Raw genomic sequence first — 20,933 nt, 5'->3', positions numbered from 1 at the left:
TACCGCAGTAGCTCATGCAGGTTATGAAAATAGAGGACGAAATCAAGCAGCCTACTTTCCGCGACGCGTACCAGAAAGCCTACATCAATATGCTGTACACGGCCGGCTGGCTGGAACAGCGGCAGGCGGCGGCGTTCAAACCTTTCGGAGTCACGCTGCCCCAGTTCAATATTCTGCGCATTCTGCGTGGCCAGCACCCCAAGCCGGCTACCGTGAACCTGCTTATTGAGCGGATGCTGGACAAAACCAGCAATGCTTCCCGCATCGTGGATAAGCTGGAGAGCAAGGCGCTGGTAACGCGCAAAGTGTGTCCCAGCAACCGCCGCGCCGTGGACATTCGCATTACGGAAGCGGGCCTCACGCTGCTGAGCCAGATGGATGTGGCCATGGAGCAGAACCCGACCGGCCTGCAACACCTGACTGAAGAAGAAGCGACGCAACTCAGCGTCCTGCTCGATAAAATCCGCGGCTGACGGTTTTCAGCCTTGCCCTGCACCCTCATTTCACACTTCACATACCCATGAAAAAGATTCTTGTTCCCGCTCTGCTGGCTGTTTCGCTGCTAGCTGCTCCTGTTTACGCCGGCAATCCTGCTGCTGCCAAAGCTGCCAGCTCGCTGAAAGCCGCCGACAAAACCTATAAGGTGCAGCCACAGCTGAGCACCCTGGGTTGGGTTGGGAAAAAAGTAACCGGCCAGCACGACGGCAACGTACAGTTTAAAGACGGCAGCGTGATGGTACGCGGCAATCAGATTGTGGGCGGCACGTTCGTGGTAGACATGAACTCGCTGAAAGTAACCGACATCAAGGATGCTGACACCAACGGCAAACTGGTAGGCCACCTGCGTTCCGAAGACTTCTTCAGCATCGACAAAAACCCAACGGCAACCTTCAAAATCACGAAAGTTGCCACGCTGAAAAAGGCCGATGCTGCCGGCAACAATGCCAACATCACCGGCGACCTGACCATCAAAGGCATCACGCAGTCTATCACGTTCCCGGCCAAAACGGGTGTGAAAGGCGGTCTGGCCTCGGCCAGCGGTACTGCTACCATCGACCGTACCAAGTTCGACATCAAGTACGGCTCCAAGTCGTTCTTCGAAAGCATCGGCGACAAAGCCATCATGGATGAATTCACGCTGAGCTTCAACGTAGTAGCCAAGCAGTAATTCAGCCTGCCGCTGAATGCTGAATGGATGAATCTCATTCAGCAAAAAGCCCCGCCGGAACATTCCGGCGGGGCTTTTTTTGTGTGTTTGAGGTTAGTTGTGGCGTTTGCTTTGGCGCAGCAGCATCTGCTGGTGCAGCGCATTGGCCAGTGCCGGAGCCGGCTGGCGCACGGGTGCCGCCGCAAGGTTGGCCAAGTCGAAGCGGAGCCAGTAGGTACCATCGGCGTGCGTGAATTTGCCGTCCCGATTGACATCGGGGCGTACCTCGGCCAGCAGCAGGCTAGTTTTGGGTAGCAGCAAACGACTTTCCAGGCGCGTGCCATCAGGGGTAAGCTGCCGAAGCTGCCGGCCGCTGCGCTCAGACACGAACAATGCGCTGGCATCTTCCCCGTCCTGGTCGCCGTCGGCGTTGGTATCGTCCTTGACGATGGTGTAGAACAGGTAAGGCCAGCGGACATCGGGCTTTTTCTCGGCATCAATTTCCATGATGACAAAGCGCCCGTGCGGTAACAATGCCTGCTCCTGGCGCGTCGATTTCTGGAAGAATAACACGTTGTAGCAGGTGCCTTCTATGCCTGTGTTGCCCTCGTAGTCGCTGCCATAAGAACTGCTGGATAGAATTCGGCTGCGGCTGGATGCATCCTGCGCCACCACCGAAATCGGCTGATAGTAGAAGTCGGTGCTGTCGAGGGCAACGGGCGTATTGTAGTGTACCCGATACTCCTGCGCTACTTTGCGCACGGCGGCGGTATCGGGCTGAGCCGTTTCGGAAGCAGAAGCCGGCCGACGGGCTGGACCTTCGGAGCAGGCTGCGGCGCTGCAAAGCACCAGTGCCGCCGTAGCTAAACGCGGTAAATACATAGAGGAAATATTTCCCGCAAGAAACTATTAATCTGGCAGCACCAGCTCGCGGGGTAGCTCAAATTTCAGGCTGCGACTTTTGCTGCGGCCGTGCAGTTGCGTTAGAAAGTCGTCGAGCTCCGGCTTGTACTCCAGCCACAGGTCTTCGTGCAGGGACGTGAGCACCAGCTGCGTGGTGCGCGCTGCAAGGCGGGCGGTGCTGGTAAAGAAGCCCGCGTATGGCGAGTCGAACTGGCCGGTGTAATTATCGAAGATTAGGCGTAGCGCGTACAGGTTCAGGTCGATTTCCAGGCGCTTGTCTTTGGTGATGCGGCGGGCGCGGGCGGTTTCCTTCACCGCTTTGCCCAGCGCCTTGTTGAGGCTGCGGTTGAGCAGGCGCCCCGTCACGGCCACATTGAACAACTCATGAATTCGGTCGGCGGCCTGCTCGTACACCTGCTCGGTCGTCACATCCGGGAGCAGCTCAAACACGAAGGTTTCGTACAGTTCCGCGTCGCGACGTACGGCCCGCAGTAGCAGTTTCTCCTTTTCGGCATCGGGCAGGCGTTTGAGGGCTTTTTTGAATTCGGCGGACGGAACGGGCATGGGAAGCGCGGAGCTACGGATGAGAAGCTAAAAGTAGAGGTACAAACGCAGCCGCCAGAATTTGGATGAGCAGCGCAGGCCGTTTTTCTGGTTCAGCAAACTATGAGTGAAGGCAAAGTGGCGTCGGGGCCCAGGGCAAGAAAAAAGCCGCTAACGAGGAAGTCAGCGGCTTTTTCTGGTAAAATTCAAGCGCTACAACTTATCGTCGAAGTACTGCGTGATTTTGTTGTAGAGGTGCACCCGGTCTTTGCCGCTCACATTGTGTGGGTGGCCGGGATACACGAAGTAGTCGAGCTGCACGCCCTTGTCAACGGCCGTTTTCAGGTAGTCGAGGCTATGCTGCCACACCACCACGTCATCGACGGTGCCGTGGATGAGCAGCAGCTTGCCCTGCAGCTTATCCACGTAGTTGAGCAGATTGGCCTTTTGGTAGCCTTCGGGGTTTTCCTGGGGCGTATCCATGTAGCGCTCCGTGTACATGATTTCGTACATGCGCCAGTCGATGACCGGGCCGCCGCCCACGCCGACTTTGAACGTGCCGGGGCTGCGCGTCATCATGGTCGTGGTCATGAAGCCGCCGAAGCTCCAGCCGTGGATGCCCATGCGGGCCTGGTCTACATAGGGCAGGCTTTTGAGGTAGTCGACGCCCTTGAGCTGGTCGGCCATTTCCACGGTGCCGAGCTGCCGGAACGTGGCGCGCTCAAACGCCGAGCCCCGGTTGCCTGAGCCGCGCGAATCGACGGTGAACACCACGTAGCCTTTTTGCGCCATCAGCTGCATCCAGAGGTTGCCGCCGCCCAGCCACGAATCCGTAACGAGCTGCACATGCGGGCCGCCGTAGAGGTACACCACCGTGGGGTACTTTTTGGCCGGGTCGAAGTTGGGAGGCGTGGTCAGGCGGCCGTAGAGGTCGGTAGTGCCGTCGGCCGCTTTAATGGTGACGAGCTTGGTTTCGCCCAGTGCGTAGCCCGTCAGCGGATTCTCTGCATTCAGGAGTTGCTGTTTCAGCTTGCCATCCAGCCCGATAATGCCGGCCATGCGCGGCGTGGTGATGTTACTGAAAACGTCGAACAGGAGCGTGCCGCCCGGGCTGAGGGTGGCCGTATGAGTACCCTTCTCCTGGCTGAGCCGGCGCAGCTTGCCACCGCTCAGCTTCATGGCGTAGACCTGCCGCTCCAGTGGGCTGGCCTCCGTGCTCTGGAAAACTACTTCGCGGTTGTTGTCGGCAAATCCCAGCACATCCGTTACCTGCCACGGGCCCTTGGTGAGCTGGCGCAGCAGCTTGCCGCTGGTGCTGTAGAGGTAGATATGCTCGTAGCCGTCGCGCTGGCTGCGCCAAAGAAACTGGTCGGGGTGGCCCGGCACGAACTTCAACTCGTGCAGCGGCTCTACAAAGTCCTTATCGGACTTCTCCTCGAAAAGCGTCTTCACGAAAGCTCCGCTGCCCGCGTCGTACTGGTTCAGCTTCAGGTGGCTCTGGCCCCGGTTGAGCACCGCTATATAGATGCTTTTCTCGTCGGGGCTCCAGCTGATGTTGGTCAGGTACTGCTCTTTCGGCTCGCCGGTTTGCAGAAAAACGGTTTTGCGCGACGCCAGGTCATACACTCCCACTGTCACTTCGTGGCTTTTGTCGCCGGCCATGGGGTATTTGAAGGGCTTGGCCTGGGCCGGCGTCGTGGAAACGTCCACCAGCGGGTAGTCGGTTACCATGGTCTGGTCCATGCGGTAGTAGGCCAGCTTGCCGCCGGAAGGGCTCCAGAATGTGCCCTTCGTGATGCCGAATTCCGACCGGTGCGCCGCCTGTCCGTTCACGATGCCAGGGTTGGTTTCGGTGGTCACCGCCTCATTCTCGCGGCCCGCCGCCGATAGGTACAGGTTCTGCGCCTTGGTGTAGGCCACGCGGGTTTTGGTGGGGTCCATTTCCACATTTTCGGCGGCGGCATCATAGCCAAATACCGCGCTGGCCTGCTTGGTAGCCGCATCTATACGGTATACCTTGTTGGCACGCGTGACCAGCAGACTCTGTGGATTTGCCCACGTAACGACCGGAAATGCCGCCGCTTTGACGGCCGGCGCGCCAGCTGCCTGCAAGGCCTGGCCCAGTTCGGCCAGCGTAATCACAACCCGTAAGTTGCCGGCAATATTGGATTGCATCAGCTCATCCTGGCCGCCGGAGGTGCGCAGGTAGCTGTATTCGTTCTGCGAAGCCGGAATCCAGGAAAGCTGCCGTACGTTTTCGGGTTGCAGGCTGCGGTTGAGGAAGGCATCTTCCATGGTCAGGCGCTTCTGCTGGGCCAGGGCCGGTAGTTGCGCTAAAAGAAGCACCAGCAGCAGCGGAAGCAGCGGCCGGCGAGAAGAGGAGTGAAGCATGAAGCGGAAAAAGGTGGAGGAAACGAAGGCCGAAATTACGGCAGATTTCGGGAGCCGGAAGCCCGTTCTGCTGCCAACGACGGACGAGCGGCCGTGCAGTTGCAGCCCGCTATTTTTTACTGGCTCTGCCCGAAACGATTCATCCTTTCAAGGGGTTATAGTAGGCCGGCCGGGCCAGGAAAACCCGGCTTTCTGCTCGCTTTTCCGTATTTTTGTGCCATGAACAGCAAACCGCAAATCGAGTACGACGAGGACGTTCTGCTCCTGGAAGAAACCACCGACGTGCGCGACCTAATCGTGTACAACGACGACGTCAACACGTTCGACCACGTCATCAAAACCCTGATTGATGTGTGCGGCCATGAGCCGGAACAGGCGGAACAGTGCACGCTGCTTATTCATTATAAAGGCCAATGCACCGTCAAGCACGGCACGTTCGATGAACTGGCCGGCATGTGCACCGCCATCCACGACCGGGGCATCTCGGCCGACGTACTCTAGTGGTTGCTGCGGGGTGATTGTTGCCGTCCAGGCGTCAGCGTACCCAGCAGGCAACTATCATTACTCCTTACCAACTAGATGGAATTCCCCTCCAAACTGATAGAAAACGCCGTTGGCGAACTGTCGAAGCTACCGGGCGTAGGCAAGAAAACGGCTTTGCGTCTGGCACTGCATCTGCTGAAGGCCGAAGCCGATACGACGGCTACTCTGGCCGAGGCACTGGCCAAGATGCGCTTCGAAATCCGCTACTGCGACACCTGCCACAATATTTCCGATACGCCGGAGTGCACCATCTGCGCCAACAAGCTCCGCGACCATAGCACCGTGTGCGTGGTGTCGGATATCCGCGACGTTATTGCCATCGAAAACACGGGGCAATACAAAGGCACGTACCACGTGCTGGGTGGCGTTATTTCTCCCATCGAAGGCGTGGGCCCCAGCGACTTGCAGATTGACTCGCTGGTAGCCCGCATGGGCGCGCCCGAGTCGGAGGTGAAAGAAGTGATTCTAGCCATCAGCCCTACCATGGAAGGCGACACCACCGCCTTTTTTCTCTCGCGCAAGCTGCGTGACTTTGAGGGTGTACACATCAGCACCATTGCCCGCGGCATTCCAATGGGCGGTGAGCTGGAATACGCTGACGAAATCACGCTAGGCCGCTCGATAGTAGAGCGTCAGCGCCAAGCACGGTAACTACTCTGGAAAAGCAAAAAAAGCCTATCCGTCGCGTAATTACGTGATGGATAGGCTTTTTTCGTCATCTGTGCGGAGGGTTTTCCTCTCGGCTTACCTCCAGCCGCCGCCCAGGGCGCGGTACAAGTTTACGGAGGCGTTGAGCTGCTGCATCTTGGTTTCGATCAGGTCGAACTTCGATTCCAGGGCGTCGCGCTGGGTGAAGAGGACTTCGGTGTAGTCGGCGCGGGCGGAGCGGAACAGGCTGTTGGAAATGCTGGTGGATTGGTTGAGGGCCAGCACGGCCTTGGCCTTTTCGTTGTAGCTCTGCTGCAGGTTGTTGATGCTAGCCAGCTGGTTGGCTACTTCCACGTAGGCGTTCAGGATGGTGCGCTCGTAGTTGTAGGCGGCCTGAATCTGCACGGCGTTGGCGTTGCCGTACAGGGCCTTGATGCCGTTGCGGTTCACCAGCGGGGCCACCAAATCACCGGCCAGGGAGTACAGCATACTCTCGGGCGTGGTGAACAGTAGGCCGGACTTGAAGGCCCCGAAACCGGCCCCGCCCGTGATGCGCAGTGCCGGGTAGAAGTTGGCCCGCGCAATCTGGATGTCCAGCTTGGCGGCGGCCAGTTGCTGCTCGGCCTGCCGGATATCGGGGCGGTTTTGCAGCAGCTGGGCCGGCACGCCGGCTTGCACGGGCGTGGGCAGCAGCTCATTGAACGCCGCCGAGTTGCGGGCAATGGGCTGGGGGTAGCGGCCGGCCAGGAAATTGAGGCGGTTTTCGGTTTCGGTGATGCGCTGCTGAATGCCGTACTGCAGGCTGCGGGTGTTGTGCAGCTGGGCCTCGAAGCGCTGCACCGCCAGCTCGGTGGTGCGGGCCGACTCCTTCTGCAGCTTCACCAGCTCCAGGGCGTTGGTTTGCAGTTCGATGTTCTGGCGCACGATGGCCAGCTGATTGTCCAGGGCCAGCAGCTCGTAGTAGGAGGTGGCAATTTCGCCAATCAGGTTCGTGACCGTGAAGTTGCGGCCTTCCACCGTAGCCAGGTAGCGCAGCGCGGCCGACTTGCGGGCGTTGCGCAGCTTGTGCCAGATATCCACCTCCCAGCTGGCAAACGCCCCGATCTGGTAGTTGGGCAGCGGGTCGGGGTTGCGGTGCTCGGGCTGGATGTTGATGGCCTCTTCCGTAGCGCCCTGCAGCGTGTTTTTGCTGGCCCGCGCCGTTTCGGCCTTCACCCCCAGGCCCACGAAGGGCAGGTACTCGCCCTTGCGGATCTGTACCTCGTTGCGGGCAATCTGGATTTCCTGCAGTGAGATATCCAGCTCCTGGTTACGCTGCAGGGCCGTGTCGATGAGGCCCACCAGGTTGGGGTCGGTGAAGAACTGCCGCCACTGGTTGCGGGCGGTGTTGGTGCTGTCCGGGGTGGTGGTGGCGTAGGTGGCGGGTACCGGCCGGCCGGCGGCCTTGGTGGCCAGCTCGGGCATTTTGCACGCGCCCACCGACAGGGCCAGCACCGCGGCGCTCAGCCCCTGATAAATGCGTTTGTTAAGCATGACTATGGCTCGGAACTTCTTCATCAACTAATACGTGCGGCTCAAACTCCGACAGCGGGTTCTCATTCTCGTCATCAATCAGCTTACGGCCGGCGGCCAGCGTGCCGAAGATGTAGTACAGGCCGGGCACGATAATCACCCCGAACACGGTGCCGAACAGCATGCCGCCCAGCGCCGCCGTACCAATGGTGCGGTTGCCGATAGCCCCCGCGCCGTGGGCAATGACCAGCGGAATCAGGCCGGCAATGAAGGCGAAGGAAGTCATCAGAATCGGTCGGAAACGCACCTTCGCGCCTTCAATGGCGGCTTCGCGTACGCTCATACCTTCCTCGTGCTTCTGCACCGCAAATTCCACAATCAGCACGGCGTTTTTACCCAGCAAACCTACCAGCATCACGAGGCCCACCTGGGCGTAGATGTTATTGGCCAGGCCCATGGTTTTGATGAGCAGGAAGGAGCCGAAAATACCGGCCGGCAAGCTCAGAATCACGGACAGCGGCAGCAGGAAGCTCTCATACTGCGCGGCCAGCACCAGGTACACGAACACAATCACCACCAGGAAGATGTAGATGGCCTCGTTGCCGCGACCCACTTCGTCCTTTGAGAGGCCGCCCCAGTCGATGTCGTAGCCGCGGGGCAGGGTTTTGGCCGCCACTTCCTGCACTGCCTTGATGGCCTCGCCCGAGCTGTAGCCCTGGGCCGCGTCGCCGCGGATGGAGGCCGTGGGATACATGTTGTAGCGGTTGATTTCGTTGGCGCCCTGGCCCTTTACAATCTTCATGAAGGCCGACATCGGCACCATTTCGCCCTTGTCGTTCTTCACCCACATGTCCAGAATGTCCTTGGGCAGGCGGCGGTACTCGGGCGAAGCCTGCACAAACACCTTGAAGAAGCGCTGGTACTTGATGAAGCCCAGCTCGTAGGTGGAGCCCACCATGATAGACAGCGTGTTCATGGCGTTGCCGATGCTCACTCCCTTTTGCATGGCCAGCTGGTTGTCAATCTGCAGCTCGTACTGCGGATAGTTGGCCGAGAAGAAGGTAAACAACCCGCTCAGCTCCTTGCGCTTTTTCAGCTCGGCCATGAACTCCTCGTTCACTTTTTCCAGGGCCTTGTAGTCGCCGGTGGCCGTTTTATCGAGGAGCTGCAGCTGGAAGCCACCCGCCGCGCCGTAGCCTGGTACTGCTGGTGGCTCGAAGAACTCGATGGTCGCGCCGGGAATTTCCTTGGCCTTTTCTTCCAGGGATAGTATCACGTCGTGCACCGATTCCTTCCGCTCGTTCCAGGGCTTGAGGCTGATGATACAGGTACCGGCGTTGGAGCCCCGGCCTTCGGTCAGAATCTCGTAGCCAGCCAGCGTGGAAATGCTTTCGATGCCGGGCACTTTCTCGGCCAGCTTCTGCAGGCGCTGCGACAGGTCGTTGGTGCGTTCCAGGGTGGAGCCGGGCGGCGTCTGGAGCACGGCGTAAATCATACCCTGGTCCTCGGCCGGAATGAAGCCCGAAGGCAGGGTAGTGGAAATACCGAAGATGCCCAGCCCGAAGGCAATCAGTACCGCGAAGGTGAGTACGCGGCGGTCCACTACCTTTTCCAGAATGTTGGTGTAGCGGCCGGTCAGACGCTCGAAGCCGCGGTTAAACCAGTCGATAAACCGGTTGATGGGCGTTTTCTTGCGGGGCTGGCCGTGGTTGTTCTTCAGAATCATGGCGCAGAGTACCGGAGTCAAGGTCAGGGCCACGATGCCCGAAATGACGATGCTGGCGGCCATGGTAATCGAGAACTGGCGGTAGAAAATGCCCACCGGCCCGCTCATGAAAGCCACCGGCACGAATACCGCCGTCATCAGAATGGTAATGGCAATGATGGCCCCGCTGATTTCGCCGATAACCTCGCGCACCGCGCCATAGGGCGAGAGGTGCTTTTCCTCCATCTTGGCGTGCACGGCTTCCACCACCACAATGGCGTCATCCACCACAATACCAATAGCCAGCACCAGCGCAAACAGGGTAATCATGTTGATAGTGAGCCCGAACGCCTGCATAGCCATGAACGCGCCCACCAACGACACCGGTACGGCAATAATCGGAATCAGCGTGGAGCGCCAGTCGCCCAGGAACAGGAACACCACCAGGGCCACCAGAATAAAGGCGTCGCGCAGGGTGTGAATCACGTTTTCGGTGGAGGCGTCGAGGAAGTTCGACACGTCGTAGCTGATTTTGTAGTCCATGCCGGGGGGCATGGTTTTCTTCAGCTCCTCCAGCTTGGCTTTCACGCTCTTGATTACATCCAGAGCGTTGGAGCCGTAGGTTTGCTTGAGCATGATGGCCGCCGAAGGGTAGCCGTCGAGGTTGGAGTAGATGTCGTAGAATTCCGAGCCCAGCTCCACGTTGGCCACGTCCTTGAGGCGCAGCGTTTCGCCGTTGGCGTTGGCCTTGATGATGACGTTCTTGTACTCCTCCACGTCGTTGAAGCGGCCCTTGTACGTCAGCACGTATTCCAGCGCCGAGGCTTCCTTACCGTCGGAGCGGCCGATACGGCCCGGCGAGCCAATCACGCTCTGGTCGTTGAGTGCTTCCATCACGTCGTCCACCGACAGGTTATAGGCCCGCATGCGGTCCGGCTTCAGCCACACGCGCATGGCGTACTGGCGGGAACCCAGAATGCTGGCCCGACCCACGCCATCGATGCGCTGGATTTCGGGCAGCATGTTCACCCCGGCAAAGTTGAAGAGGTACCGCATATCGGTGTTCTTGTCTTTGCTGTAGAGGTTGACGTACATGAGCATGTTGGGCACCACGCGGTTCACCACCACACCCTCGCGCTGTACCAGCACCGGCAAACGGTTCAGGATCTGCGCAATACGCGTATTTACGTTTACTACCGCCTGCTCGGGGTCGGTGCCCAGGTTGAAGACAATCTGGATGTTAGCCTCGCCGGCCGATACGGCGTCGGAGGTCATGTACTTCATGCCGGGCACGCCGTTGATGGCCTGCTCCAGCGGAATCAGCACCGATTCGGTGAGCACCTTGGCGCTGGCGCCGGGGTAGGCCGTGCTCACCATCACCATCGGCGGCGAAATTTCAGGAAACTGCGACGTGGGCAGCGTCTTGATAGCCAGAATACCCAGGAACATGATAACCACCGAAATAACGATGGCAAACACGGGGCGGCGAATGAATTTACTGAACATGAAATAGGGAGCTGTTCGTGACTATTGGGGCGTCATGCTGAGCGAAGGCGCAGCCGCAGTCGAAGCATCTCTACCGCTTCGTGGCACGGTTCACTAGCCCAGGGTTTAAACCCTGGGCTATGGAGCGGAAATCGTGCGATAAAGAGGGATTAGTTTGGCGGTAGAGATGCTTCGACAAGCTCAGCATGACGGTCTGCTTGTGCGGCAGAATCCTACTCGCTGTACACTTTCAGGTGCGAAATCACCGACTTCGGTTCCGCGTAGGTGAAGCGGATTTTGTCGCCTTCCTTCACCTTGCGGATGCCTTCGAGCATGATTTTGTCGGTGGCTTTCAGGCCGGACGAGATGATGTAGAGGTCGGGCATTTCGGAGGCCACGGTTACCTCGGTCTGGTGCACTTTCTTCTTCTCGTCCACCACGTACACAAACTTCTTTTCGAGCACTTCGAAGGTGGCTTTCTGCGGGATGATGAGGGCGTTTTTCAGCGGCACGGTCATCAGCACCGAGCCGGTTTCGCCGTTGCGCAGCAGGCCGTCGGGGTTGGGAAAAGTTGCCCGGAAGGCAATGTTGCCGGTTTCGTTGTTGAAGTCGGCCTCGATGGTCTGCACCACGCCGGGGTACTTGAACTCCTCGTTGTCGGCCATGCGCAGCTTCACCTTGGTTTCGGCTTCGGTGCGGGCGTGGGCCTTGTAGGCCAGGTACTCGGCCTCGGGCACGTTGAAGTACACCCACATCTTGCTGTTGTCGGAGAGGGTGGTCAGCAGGTCGCCCTCATCCACCAGGCTGCCCAGCCGGGCCTGGAAATGGTCCATCATGCCGCTGAACGGGGCCTTAATGGTGGTGAAATCGAGGTGGGTTTTGGCCAGCCCGACTTCGGCGTTGGCCTTATCCAGCTTGGCCTGGGCCAGGGCCAGCTCACTGCCCGATACGATGTTCTTGTCGGCCAGCTTCTTGGTATTCTGGTACTCCAGGCTCACGTAGTTGGCCTCGGCCTTCGACTTCTGCAGCTCGGCCTTGTACACCATGGGCATGATCTGGAACATGAGCTGACCCTGCTGCACGCGCTGGCCTTCGTCCACGTAAATCTTCTGGAGGTAGCCTTTTTCCAGCGCCCGCACCTCAATGTGCTGGTAGGCATGAATCTGCGACACATACTCCTTGGTGATGGTCGTGTCTTTCTGGAGCGGGCTGGTGACGAGGAACTTGATTTTCTCCTCTTTCTCCTTGTGCTCTTTGGAGCAGCTGGTGCCGCCGTACAATGCACTCATGCCTAGTAGCGTGAGCAGGAACCCTCTTTTCATATGCGTATTGCGTGCCATCCTGATTTAATAGCACAAAGCAACCGCCGCCTTCATGAAGCCGGTATGAAGCGCTACAAAATCTGCTAACTCGCTTAGAGAGGGCGAAGCCGGAGCCGTCCGTTCTACAATGCCGGTCACTCTCCGTAACTTTCGCCGTTCTATCCGCCCGCCCCGCTACTGCTCCCTGTGAAGCTTTCCGTCGTTATCGTCAACTACAACGTCTGCTACTTTCTGGAGCAGGCGCTACTGTCGGTGCGGCGGGCGGTGGAGAAGCTGGCTCAGCCGGTTGAGGTGTTTGTGGTCGATAACAACTCCGTGGATGGCTCCGTGGCCATGGTGAAGGCTCGGTTTCCGGAGGTTATTCTTATCGAAAACAAGGACAACCCCGGCTTCTCGAAGGCCAATAACCAGGCCCTACGCATTGCTAAAGGCGAGTATCAACTGCTGCTCAACCCCGACACGGTAGTAGAAGAAGATACCTTCCGCATCTGCTGCGAGTTCATGGACGAACATCCCAACGCTGGCGGTCTGGGTGTGAAGATGCTGGATGGGCAGGGTAAGTTTTTGCCGGAGAGCAAGCGCGGCCTGCCCACACCTTGGGTGGCGTTCTACAAGATTTTTGGGCTGGCGAAGGTGTTTCCGAAGTCGCGCAAATTTGGGCGCTACCACCTTGGCTTTCTCGACAAAGACCAGCCCCACGAAATAGAGGTGCTCAGCGGCGCGTTCATGCTCATGCGCAAGGCCACCCTCGACCAAGTGGGTTTGCTTGATGAGGACTACTTCATGTACGGCGAGGACATTGACCTCTCGTACCGTATCACGCAGGGCGGCTGGAAAAACCACTACCTGCCTGCCACCCGCATCATTCACTACAAGGGCGAAAGCACCAAGCGCACGAGCGTGAACTATGTGTTCGTGTTTTACCGGGCCATGGTGATTTTTGCGCAGAAGCACTTTGCGCCAGGCCGCGCTGGTACTTTTTCGTTGCTGATAAATGCGGCCATCTGGCTGCGGGCTGGTGCGGCGGTGGCCGAGCGGCTGCTCACGCAGGCTGCCCCCGTGTTGCTCGATGCTGCCCTGATCTACGGCGGTATGTACTTCCTGAAAACGTACTGGGAGCAGAACCACAAATATGTGCCCACCGCCTATCCGCCGCAGTTTATGCTGGTAGCAGTGCCGGCGTATATACTGGTGTGGCTAGCTACTGCCTACCTCAGCGGCGCCTACGACAAGCCTACCAAAACGGCCCGCATTGCCCGGGGCATCTTCCTGGGTACGGTCCTGATTTCGGCTATCAGCAACTTTTTTGATGCTTACCGCTTCTCCAAGGCCCTTATTATTCTAGGCGGCGTGTGGGCCGTAATGGCGCTGGTAGGGCGGCGGCTTGCCGGGCATTTCTTGCGCTACCACGACCTGCGCTTCTCGGAGCGCCGGCAGAAAAGCGTGGCTATTGTCGGTTCTGCCACCGAAAGTCTACGAGTACGCCATCTGCTGGAACAAGCCGCCGTGCAGGCCCGCATTATCGGCTATATCACACCGCAGGAACAGGAAGTTGCAGCACCTGCCAGAGCCAGTGCAACTGCTACCAGAAGGGTAGCTGGCAATGGCACGGCTGCTGCTGTGCTGGCAGAGCCGGAGCCGCTGGCCATAGCCCCCCCCGATGATTTGCTGGGTGAGGTACGTCAGCTCGATGAGATAATCCGCATCTATGTCCTAGATGAGTTGATTTTCTGCGGCCGGGACTTGTCGGCCAGCCAGATCATCAGCCTTATGGTGAGCCTACCACAGCAGCCGCCTATTGCTTTCAAAATTCTTCCCCAAGACAGTGAATACATCATCGGGAGCTCCAGCAAAGATGCTCCCGGCGACTACTACACGCTCGATATTACCCTGAACCTGTTCCGGCCGGAGCAGGTGCGCAACAAGCGGCTGCTTGATATTCTGACTAGCCTCGCGCTGCTGCTGGGCTCGCCGCTGCTGATCTGGCTGCAGCAGCAGAAAGGTGGATTTCTGCGCAATTGCCTGCGTGTGCTGAGTGGCTCCCGTACCTGGGTGGGCCTGCGCTACGCCGCCGCGCCACAGCGTCTGGCCCGTGCTATCCTGTCGCCGGCCGATGTGGCCCAGGCCGCTGCGCCCCTCACCGAGGCCACGCGCCGCCGCCTAGAACTGTTGTACGCCAAAGACTACGAGCCCAGCACCGACCTGCAGATTCTGCTGCGCCGTTTTCGGTGGCTAGGTACCGAGGACAAATAGCCCGGACTGGATTCTCCGGCTACTCCCGTACTTTTACTTTCGTCCCCTCTACCTCCCAAATTTCCATGTCCGACGCTACCACGCTCACGCCTTCTATCCTGTCCGACCGAATCAATGCCATGCAGGAGTCGCAGACTATTGCCATGGCTAAAAAAGCCCGCGAACTGGCTGCGCAGGGTGTGGATGTGATTAGTCTGAGCTTTGGCGAACCTGATTTTCAGACGCCGCAATACATCAAAGACGCCGCCAAAAAAGCCCTCGACGACGGTTACACGTTCTACACGCCTGTGCCCGGCTACCCCGACCTGCGGCAGGCCATCTGCGACAAGCTGCAGCGCGACAATCAGCTCGACTACAAGCCCGAAAATATTGTGGTGAGTACCGGTGCTAAGCAAGCGCTGGCCAACGCCGTGCTCAGCCTGGTGAATCCCGGCGACGAGGTGATTGTGTTTGCGCCCTACTGGGTGAGCTACGAGGAGATGGTGAAGCTGGCCGAAGGCACTACCATCACGCTGATGGGCGCGCTGGAAAACGACTTCAAAGTGACGGCACAAGAGCTGGAAGCGGCCATTACGCCCCGCACCAAGCTGATTATGTACTCCTCGCCCTGCAACCCCACTGGCTCGGTATTCTCGCGGGAAGAGCTGGCAGCCATTGCCCAGGTAGTAGCCCGCCATCCGCAGGTGCACGTGCTGGCCGATGAGATTTATGAGTACATCAATTTTGTGGGCGAGCATGTGAGCATGGCACAGTTCGCCGATATCAAAGACCGGGTCATCACTGTGAACGGCTTCTCGAAAGGTTACGCCATGACGGGCTGGCGGATTGGCTACCTGGCGGCCCGGAAGGAAATAGCTAGCGCCTGTGAGAAAATGCAGAGCCAGATTACATCCGGAACCTGCTCCATCACGCAGCGAGCGGCGCTGGCGGCGCTGCAGGGCGGCCGCAGCTCTGCCGACGAAATGGTGGCGGCCTACCGCCGCCGTCGCGACTTGGTACTGAAGCTGTGCCAGGATATTCCAGGCTTCCGGACGCCTACGCCCAGCGGGGCGTTCTATGTTTTCCCGGACGTGACGGGCTATTTCGGCAAAACCACGCCCAGCGGTGATGTCATCCACAATGCGTCGGACCTTGCTCTGTTCATGCTCAACGATGGTCATGTGGCTGCCGTGGATGGCGGCGCCTTCGGGGCGCCGAACTGCATCCGGTTCAGCACCGCCGCCGCTGATGAAAAGCTGCGTGAAGCCTTCATTCGCATCAAAAACAGTCTGGCGAAGCTGCAGTAGGGCCAGCGAACCAGCAAGAAGCGCCAGTCGGAGAATGTGTCCGGCTGGCGCTTCTTTTTTGCTGGCTAGTTCCCAGTAGCAGCGGCAACCGGCATCATTGCGGTCTGCGGTTTACCTTTGCAGCTTCTCCCTCTGACCCCGCCGTAATGCCCGCTGCTGCTGTACCGCCCACTTCACTCCCCGAACTGTTTGCCGCTTTTAACCATCTGACCGTGCTGATTGTGGGCGACGTGATGATGGACGCGTATGTGTGGGGTAAGGCCGCACGCCTTTCTCCGGAAGCGCCTGTGCCAGTAGTAAACGTGAGCCGCACGGAGCAGCGCCTTGGCGGAGCGGCCAACGTGGCTCTAAACGTGCAGGCGCTAGGTGCCACGCCGTTGCTGTGCGCCGTGATAGGAGAGGACCAGGGCGGTGACCAGCTGCTGGAATTACTACAAAGTAACCAGCTCTCCGCTGAAGGCATCGTGCGTTCCGGACACCGGCCCACCACCGTCAAGCAGCGTATTCTGGCGCATGGCCAGCAGTTGCTACGGATTGATTCGGAAGTAGAAACCGACCTGAACGCAGCGGAGAATAGTGATCTGACGGCACGTTTCGAGCAGCTGCTGAGCCGTGCTGACGTCGTGATTTTCGAGGATTACGACAAAGGCGTCCTCCATGAAGCCAGCATTCATCACTTCATTCAGCTGGCCCGGCAGCACGGTATTCCTACAGTAGTTGATCCGAAGAAGAAGAACTTCCTGGCTTACCGCCACTGCACGCTGTTCAAGCCCAATCTGAAAGAGCTGCGCGAGGGCCTGAAGCTGGAATTCGGGGATACGGATGCCGACCGGCCGCACTTTGAAGCCGCTGTAGCGCGGTTGCGCGAGGTACTTACACCCGAAATTGTGCTGGTGACCCTCTCGGAGCGCGGGGTATTTGTGGAAAACGGCGAACTGACGCGCACCTACATTCCGGCGCACCTGCGTAGCATCTCCGACGTATCCGGTGCCGGCGACACCGTTATCAGCATTGCGGCGCTGTGCGTAGCGCTGGGTTTGCCAGCCCCCGTTACGGCGGCGCTGGCCAATCTGGGCGGCGGGCTGGTGTGCGAGCAGGTGGGCGTCGTGCCGATTGAAAAAAGCCTGCTGCTGGCCGAAGCACAGGAGAAGCAGCTGCTCTAGCAGGCCGGCACAGTGCTTAGCGCGGCACCGCTAGCCGCACCGAATCGACGCCGAACCACGTTGCCAGCCGCGTATTCACACCAAAGCCGCACATTGGGGAGAGGTCATCGGGCGGAATAAACAGCAGGCGGTTGGTGAGCGGTTGGAGTGGCGCCAGCTGCAGCGTGGTGTGCGGTGTGTGGCTGCCGGCCTCACGGAGCTTTTCAAACCGCTGCTGCCACTGCCGGGCAAACTCGGGAGCCTCGTGGCGCAGGTCGAGGGCGGCGCGAGCAGCGGGTTGCAGCATGATGAGGCCCAGCACCAGACTCAGCAGAATCCGGACAGCCGGCGAAGCTATGCGCACCTGCCGCGGGTCGGCGGGCAAACTGGCCCACGCCGCTACAATCCAGCCCAGCAGCCACCACCAAACCATAATATTCGTGGCCCGCGGAATGAGCGGCACCCGCGCCCACATCAGTGCATAGGGCACCGTGCCCAGCACCACGCCGCCTACCAAAACGGCCGCACTTAGCAGCAGCGGCAAGTGCAGGCCTGGCGGCCGGGCCTGCAAAACCCGCACGGCCAGCGGCCCCAAAACCAGCACTAGCAACGGAACAATCAGCATGGCCGGCTCCACGAACAGATAGCGCAGCAGTACAGCCAGTCGTGAGGCTGCCTCCCCAAAAGAAGCAGCCGGCACCAACGCACCATCCAGTTCCTGCCGGGCCGAGTTGCCGGGAGCCAGCACCGACAGGGTTCCAAAAAACAGAAGCAGAAGACCCAAGCCCACCCAAACACGCAGGCTAAACCATTGCCGCCGTTGCAGGCTAAGGCCTGCGCCTACCAGCATCACCAGCCCCAGCAACACAATTGTCAGTTCATTGGCGCCGGCTGCTGCCACAGTGCCCAGCACGGCCGCCAGCCCCCAAGCTTTGCGGGAAAAGGGGCTCTGCGCCCGGTGCAGCCGCTCAACGGCCAGCGGCACCAGTACCAGCAGCCACGCCGCCACATGGTACACCACTATTTCGGTGAAGTAATATAGCGCCGAGAACTTGTAGGGCGCCAGCGCCACGTAGAGCAGCGCCAGACCTGCCGCCAGCACAGCGGCTTCCCTGCGGCGCAGCTGCTGCCGGGCCAGCACCCGAACGGCCAGATACAGCACCAGTATACGCAGCAGCTGGCTCAGTAGGGCCGTGAGCTGCACGCCTTCCAGCCAGCCGTAGCTAAGCGGGTTGACCACGAATAGCAGCAAATTGGTGAAGTAGCGCCCCGACCAGTTCAGAAACAGATACGGCTGCGCGCCCCACAGGCCGTGGTTGGCTACATCCGTTGAAACGGAGAAGTCGCACAGAAACGGCTGGTTGTAGAAGCACAGCGCCAGCAGCGGTAGCCACGCCAGCGCTACTCCGGCCGCCAGCAGCGCTAGGCGGTGCGTTCTGGCCCAGAGGAAAAGGCGCTTGAGTGGCATGAGTATCTGTACGGCTGCGTTGCCGGTTTCCGATTAGCCGCGCAGCTTCGGGCTGTACTCCTTCACCGTCTCAATAAACACCTTCACATTATCAGGGTTGGTGTCGGGGTATACGCCGTGGCCCAGGTTGGCAATGTGGCGGTGCGGGCCAAACTGGTCGAGCATAGCCGTGGTGGCAGCGCGCACCTGCGCGGGCGTACCGTAGAGGGCACAGGGGTCGAGGTTGCCCTGCAGCGTTTTGTCGCCGACCAGCGGACGAACGGCCCGCGGGTCCTGGTTCCAGTCGAGGCCGATGGTGCGGCAGGGGAACTGTGCAAATTCTTCCACGGCCCAGAAAGCACCTTTGGCAAACACTGTAACGGGCACTGAGGGAATAGCCGCGCAGATTTCAGCAATGTAGCGGCTGCTGAACTCCTGGTAATGAGCAGGCGGCAGAATGCCGGCCCACGAGTCGAATACCTGCACAATATTGGCTCCGGCCTCTACCTGAGCTTTCAGATACGCAATGGTCGTAGCCGTGATTTTGCGCAGTAGCGCGTGCGCCAGTTCCGGCTCCTGGTAGAGCATGCGGCGGGCTTTGCTGAAGGTTTTGGAGCCGTGGCCCTCCACCATGTACGCCAGAATGGTCCAGGGCGCACCCGCAAAACCGATGAGCGGAACCCGACCGTTCAGGGCGCGCTTCGTGACGCGAATGGCCTCCAGCACGTAGCCGAGGTGCTCCTCGGGGTCGGCGATGCGCATGCGCTCCACGTCGTGCGCGGTTTTGATGGTTTCCGGGAACAGGGGCCCGCGGGCTTCTACCATTTCGTAGGTCAGGCCCATGGCTTCGGGCACCACCAGAATATCGGAGAAGATGATGGCGGCATCCACGTCCAGCGCATCCACGGGCTGAATGGTGACTTCGGCAGCCAGTTCTGGGGTTTCTACCAGTTCTTTGAAACCACTGAGGCGGGCGCGCAGGGCACGGTATTCGGGCAGGATGCGGCCGGCCTGGCGCATCAGCCATACAGGAGTGCGCTCGGTTTCTTCGCCACGGGCGGCACGGAGGAGGAGGTCGTTCTTCAGCATAGGGAGGGCAAAGATACGCCTGCCTCGTGTGTTGTAAGCCTACAAGCCATTCAAATGCTGAATCGGTACACAACAAGTGACTTTCCGCTATTCACCAAACCGATGCGTACCTCTGTTCAGTGAGAGCCTACCGGCTCAGCCCCGGAAACAGCGCCACAATGGCTGTAGCCAGGAAATTCACCCCGATAGCCAGCGTCAGGAAGCCCATGATGCGGGCCAGTGCCGCCATGCCGGGGCGGCCCAGAAACCGCGTGAGCCGGAGCGACGACATAAGGATTATATAAGCCGCCAGCGCCACCAGGCAAAAACCAACCACGATCAGGCCCATATCAGGCACGCTCAGCTTGCCGGTGAACAGGCCAATACAAACGGCCATGGAGCCGGGGCCGGAAAGCATGGGCATGGCTAGCGGCGTGAAGCTGATATCGTCCTTGTGCATGCTTTCCTCCAGCGTGGCGTCCGATACTTTGGCGCGGTTGCCGCCGGGGGTCAGTAGATCGAAGGCGGAGCGCATGAGCAGAATGCCGCCCGCAATGCGCAGATGGTGAATGTTGATGCCGAAAAAGTTGAGCACGTACTGGCCCGCGAAAAACGAAACCGTCAGCACGCCCACCATGTAGAAGCACGCCCGCAGTGCTACCCCGGCCCGGTGGGTGGGCGTATCGTCTTCAGTGAGAGTGAGAAACACCGGCATGGCCCCAAAAGGGTTTACGACCGAGAACAACGTGGTGAAAGTGGCGAGCAGAATTTCCATAGGGGCGCGCAGAGGGAGTGAGTAAAGGTACGAGCCTTTGAAAATCAGCAAGCACGGAAAATGCTATGTTTATGGCTCAACCGCCGCGGCAACAGCCCGTAGAAGCCATTGCCCGGCAGGCATGTCCTGTTTTCTCCCTTCATATGAGTAGTACAATTCTTCCCGCTCCCGCAGCGGCCGAAACGCCCGCTCCCTCTGATACGCCTTTGGTCGGCATTATCATGGGGTCCCAGTCTGATCTGAAAACCATGGCTGCCGCCGCCGAACTGCTCCGGCAGTTTGGCGTTACGTATGAAATTACGCTGGTTTCGGCCCACCGTACGCCGCACCGCCTGGTAGAATACGCCGAAACGGCCCGCAAGCGGGGCCTGCGCGTGATTATCGCCGGTGGAGGCGGGGCTGCTCATTTGCCCGGCATGGTGGCTTCCTTCACCACGCTGCCCGTCATTGGGGTGCCCATTAACTCGGCCACTTCCATTCATGGGCTTGATTCCATCCTGTCGATGCTGCAGATGCCGGCCGGCGTGCCCGTGGCTACGGTGGCGCTGGACGGAGCCACCAACGCGGCCGTGCTGGCCACCCAGATGCTGGCTCTGAACAATGCGCGCCTCGCCGATGTGCTGGAAAAATACCGCACTTCGCTCAAAGACAAGGTTATGCGTACTATTGAAGAGCTGCGCAAAGGCGGTTTCAGCGACGACTAGCCCTGCCTGACCTCCACACCCGACCCGCAAACCGCACCGCATCCACTACCTCACTGCCA

The 20,933-nt window shown here is 59.4% G+C and carries 17 protein-coding genes; 8 read left to right on the top strand and 9 right to left on the bottom strand.

Going from position 1 to position 20,933, the window contains the following annotated elements; translation table 11 throughout:
• Positions 1–23 precede the first annotated feature (23 nt).
• Positions 24–473, top strand: coding sequence for a MarR family winged helix-turn-helix transcriptional regulator (locus tag IC231_RS10855; protein WP_190784528.1), 450 nt, complete (start codon positions 24–26; stop codon positions 471–473).
• 47 nt (positions 474–520) lie between these two features.
• A complete protein-coding gene (locus tag IC231_RS10850; protein ID WP_190784527.1) occupies positions 521–1,168 on the top strand; it encodes a YceI family protein in 648 nt (215 codons plus the stop codon).
• A gap of 93 nt (positions 1,169–1,261) precedes the next feature.
• Here IC231_RS10850 and IC231_RS10845 read toward each other — a convergent pair whose 3' ends face one another.
• The 3 genes from IC231_RS10845 to IC231_RS10835 all read right to left on the bottom strand — a co-directional run bounded on the left by IC231_RS10845 (position 1,262) and on the right by IC231_RS10835 (position 4,984).
• Positions 1,262–2,029, bottom strand: coding sequence for a hypothetical protein (locus IC231_RS10845; protein WP_190784526.1), 768 nt, complete (start codon positions 2,027–2,029; stop codon positions 1,262–1,264).
• A gap of 27 nt (positions 2,030–2,056) precedes the next feature.
• Entirely contained in the window at positions 2,057–2,614 is a 558-nt protein-coding gene (locus IC231_RS10840; protein WP_185887231.1) for a hypothetical protein, read from the bottom strand.
• 192 nt (positions 2,615–2,806) lie between these two features.
• On the bottom strand, positions 2,807–4,984 hold the full coding sequence (locus IC231_RS10835) for a S9 family peptidase (RefSeq protein WP_190784525.1): 2,178 nt from the start codon (positions 4,982–4,984) through the stop codon (positions 2,807–2,809).
• Positions 4,985–5,203: 219 nt separating this feature from the next.
• Here IC231_RS10835 and IC231_RS10830 point away from each other — a divergent pair, with 219 nt between their 5' ends.
• A complete protein-coding gene (locus IC231_RS10830; protein ID WP_185887229.1) occupies positions 5,204–5,485 on the top strand; it encodes an ATP-dependent Clp protease adaptor ClpS in 282 nt (93 codons plus the stop codon).
• Positions 5,486–5,563: 78 nt separating this feature from the next.
• A complete protein-coding gene (recR, locus tag IC231_RS10825; protein ID WP_185887228.1) occupies positions 5,564–6,178 on the top strand; it encodes a recombination mediator RecR in 615 nt (204 codons plus the stop codon).
• A gap of 93 nt (positions 6,179–6,271) precedes the next feature.
• On the opposite strand, the gene IC231_RS10820 is transcribed toward recR, so the two are convergent.
• The 3 genes from IC231_RS10820 to IC231_RS10810 all read right to left on the bottom strand — a co-directional run bounded on the left by IC231_RS10820 (position 6,272) and on the right by IC231_RS10810 (position 12,199).
• Positions 6,272–7,708, bottom strand: coding sequence for a TolC family protein (locus IC231_RS10820; RefSeq protein WP_190784524.1), 1,437 nt, complete (start codon positions 7,706–7,708; stop codon positions 6,272–6,274).
• A complete protein-coding gene (locus IC231_RS10815) occupies positions 7,701–10,898 on the bottom strand; it encodes an efflux RND transporter permease subunit (RefSeq protein WP_190784523.1) in 3,198 nt (1,065 codons plus the stop codon). Before IC231_RS10815 ends, IC231_RS10820 begins: the two co-directional genes overlap by 8 nt.
• Before the next feature lie 212 nt (positions 10,899–11,110).
• The gene (locus IC231_RS10810; protein ID WP_190784522.1) at positions 11,111–12,199 is read right to left on the bottom strand and encodes an efflux RND transporter periplasmic adaptor subunit; all 1,089 of its coding nucleotides are present in this window, start codon (positions 12,197–12,199) and stop codon (positions 11,111–11,113) included.
• 186 nt (positions 12,200–12,385) lie between these two features.
• On the opposite strand from IC231_RS10810, the gene IC231_RS10805 reads away from it, so the two are divergent.
• The 3 genes from IC231_RS10805 to IC231_RS10795 all read left to right on the top strand — a co-directional run bounded on the left by IC231_RS10805 (position 12,386) and on the right by IC231_RS10795 (position 16,901).
• Positions 12,386–14,452, top strand: a complete 2,067-nt coding sequence (locus IC231_RS10805; protein ID WP_190784521.1) for a glycosyltransferase family 2 protein — start codon at positions 12,386–12,388, stop codon at positions 14,450–14,452.
• Positions 14,453–14,517: 65 nt separating this feature from the next.
• Positions 14,518–15,738: a pyridoxal phosphate-dependent aminotransferase gene (locus tag IC231_RS10800; protein WP_190784520.1), complete on the top strand. Its 1,221-nt coding sequence runs from the start codon at positions 14,518–14,520 to the stop codon at positions 15,736–15,738.
• A gap of 146 nt (positions 15,739–15,884) precedes the next feature.
• Positions 15,885–16,901, top strand: coding sequence for a bifunctional heptose 7-phosphate kinase/heptose 1-phosphate adenyltransferase (locus tag IC231_RS10795; RefSeq protein WP_190784519.1), 1,017 nt, complete (start codon positions 15,885–15,887; stop codon positions 16,899–16,901).
• 16 nt (positions 16,902–16,917) lie between these two features.
• Here IC231_RS10795 and IC231_RS10790 read toward each other — a convergent pair whose 3' ends face one another.
• The 3 genes from IC231_RS10790 to IC231_RS10780 form a co-directional block, all read right to left on the bottom strand.
• A complete protein-coding gene (locus IC231_RS10790) occupies positions 16,918–18,348 on the bottom strand; it encodes a hypothetical protein (protein ID WP_190784518.1) in 1,431 nt (476 codons plus the stop codon).
• A 33-nt stretch (positions 18,349–18,381) separates the two neighbouring features.
• Positions 18,382–19,416, bottom strand: coding sequence for a uroporphyrinogen decarboxylase (gene hemE / locus IC231_RS10785; protein WP_190784517.1), 1,035 nt, complete (start codon positions 19,414–19,416; stop codon positions 18,382–18,384).
• 127 nt (positions 19,417–19,543) lie between these two features.
• Positions 19,544–20,170: a MarC family protein gene (locus IC231_RS10780; RefSeq protein WP_190784516.1), complete on the bottom strand. Its 627-nt coding sequence runs from the start codon at positions 20,168–20,170 to the stop codon at positions 19,544–19,546.
• Between the two features lie 143 nt (positions 20,171–20,313).
• Here IC231_RS10780 and purE point away from each other — a divergent pair, with 143 nt between their 5' ends.
• Entirely contained in the window at positions 20,314–20,874 is a 561-nt protein-coding gene (gene purE, locus IC231_RS10775) for a 5-(carboxyamino)imidazole ribonucleotide mutase (RefSeq protein ID WP_190784515.1), read from the top strand.
• The last annotated feature ends 59 nt before the right edge of the window (positions 20,875–20,933 follow it).

Origin of the sequence: Hymenobacter duratus (assembly GCF_014698995.1) — a bacterium.
Classification (GTDB): domain Bacteria; phylum Bacteroidota; class Bacteroidia; order Cytophagales; family Hymenobacteraceae; genus Hymenobacter; species Hymenobacter duratus.
This window is presented reverse-complemented; position numbering and strand designations above follow the sequence as displayed.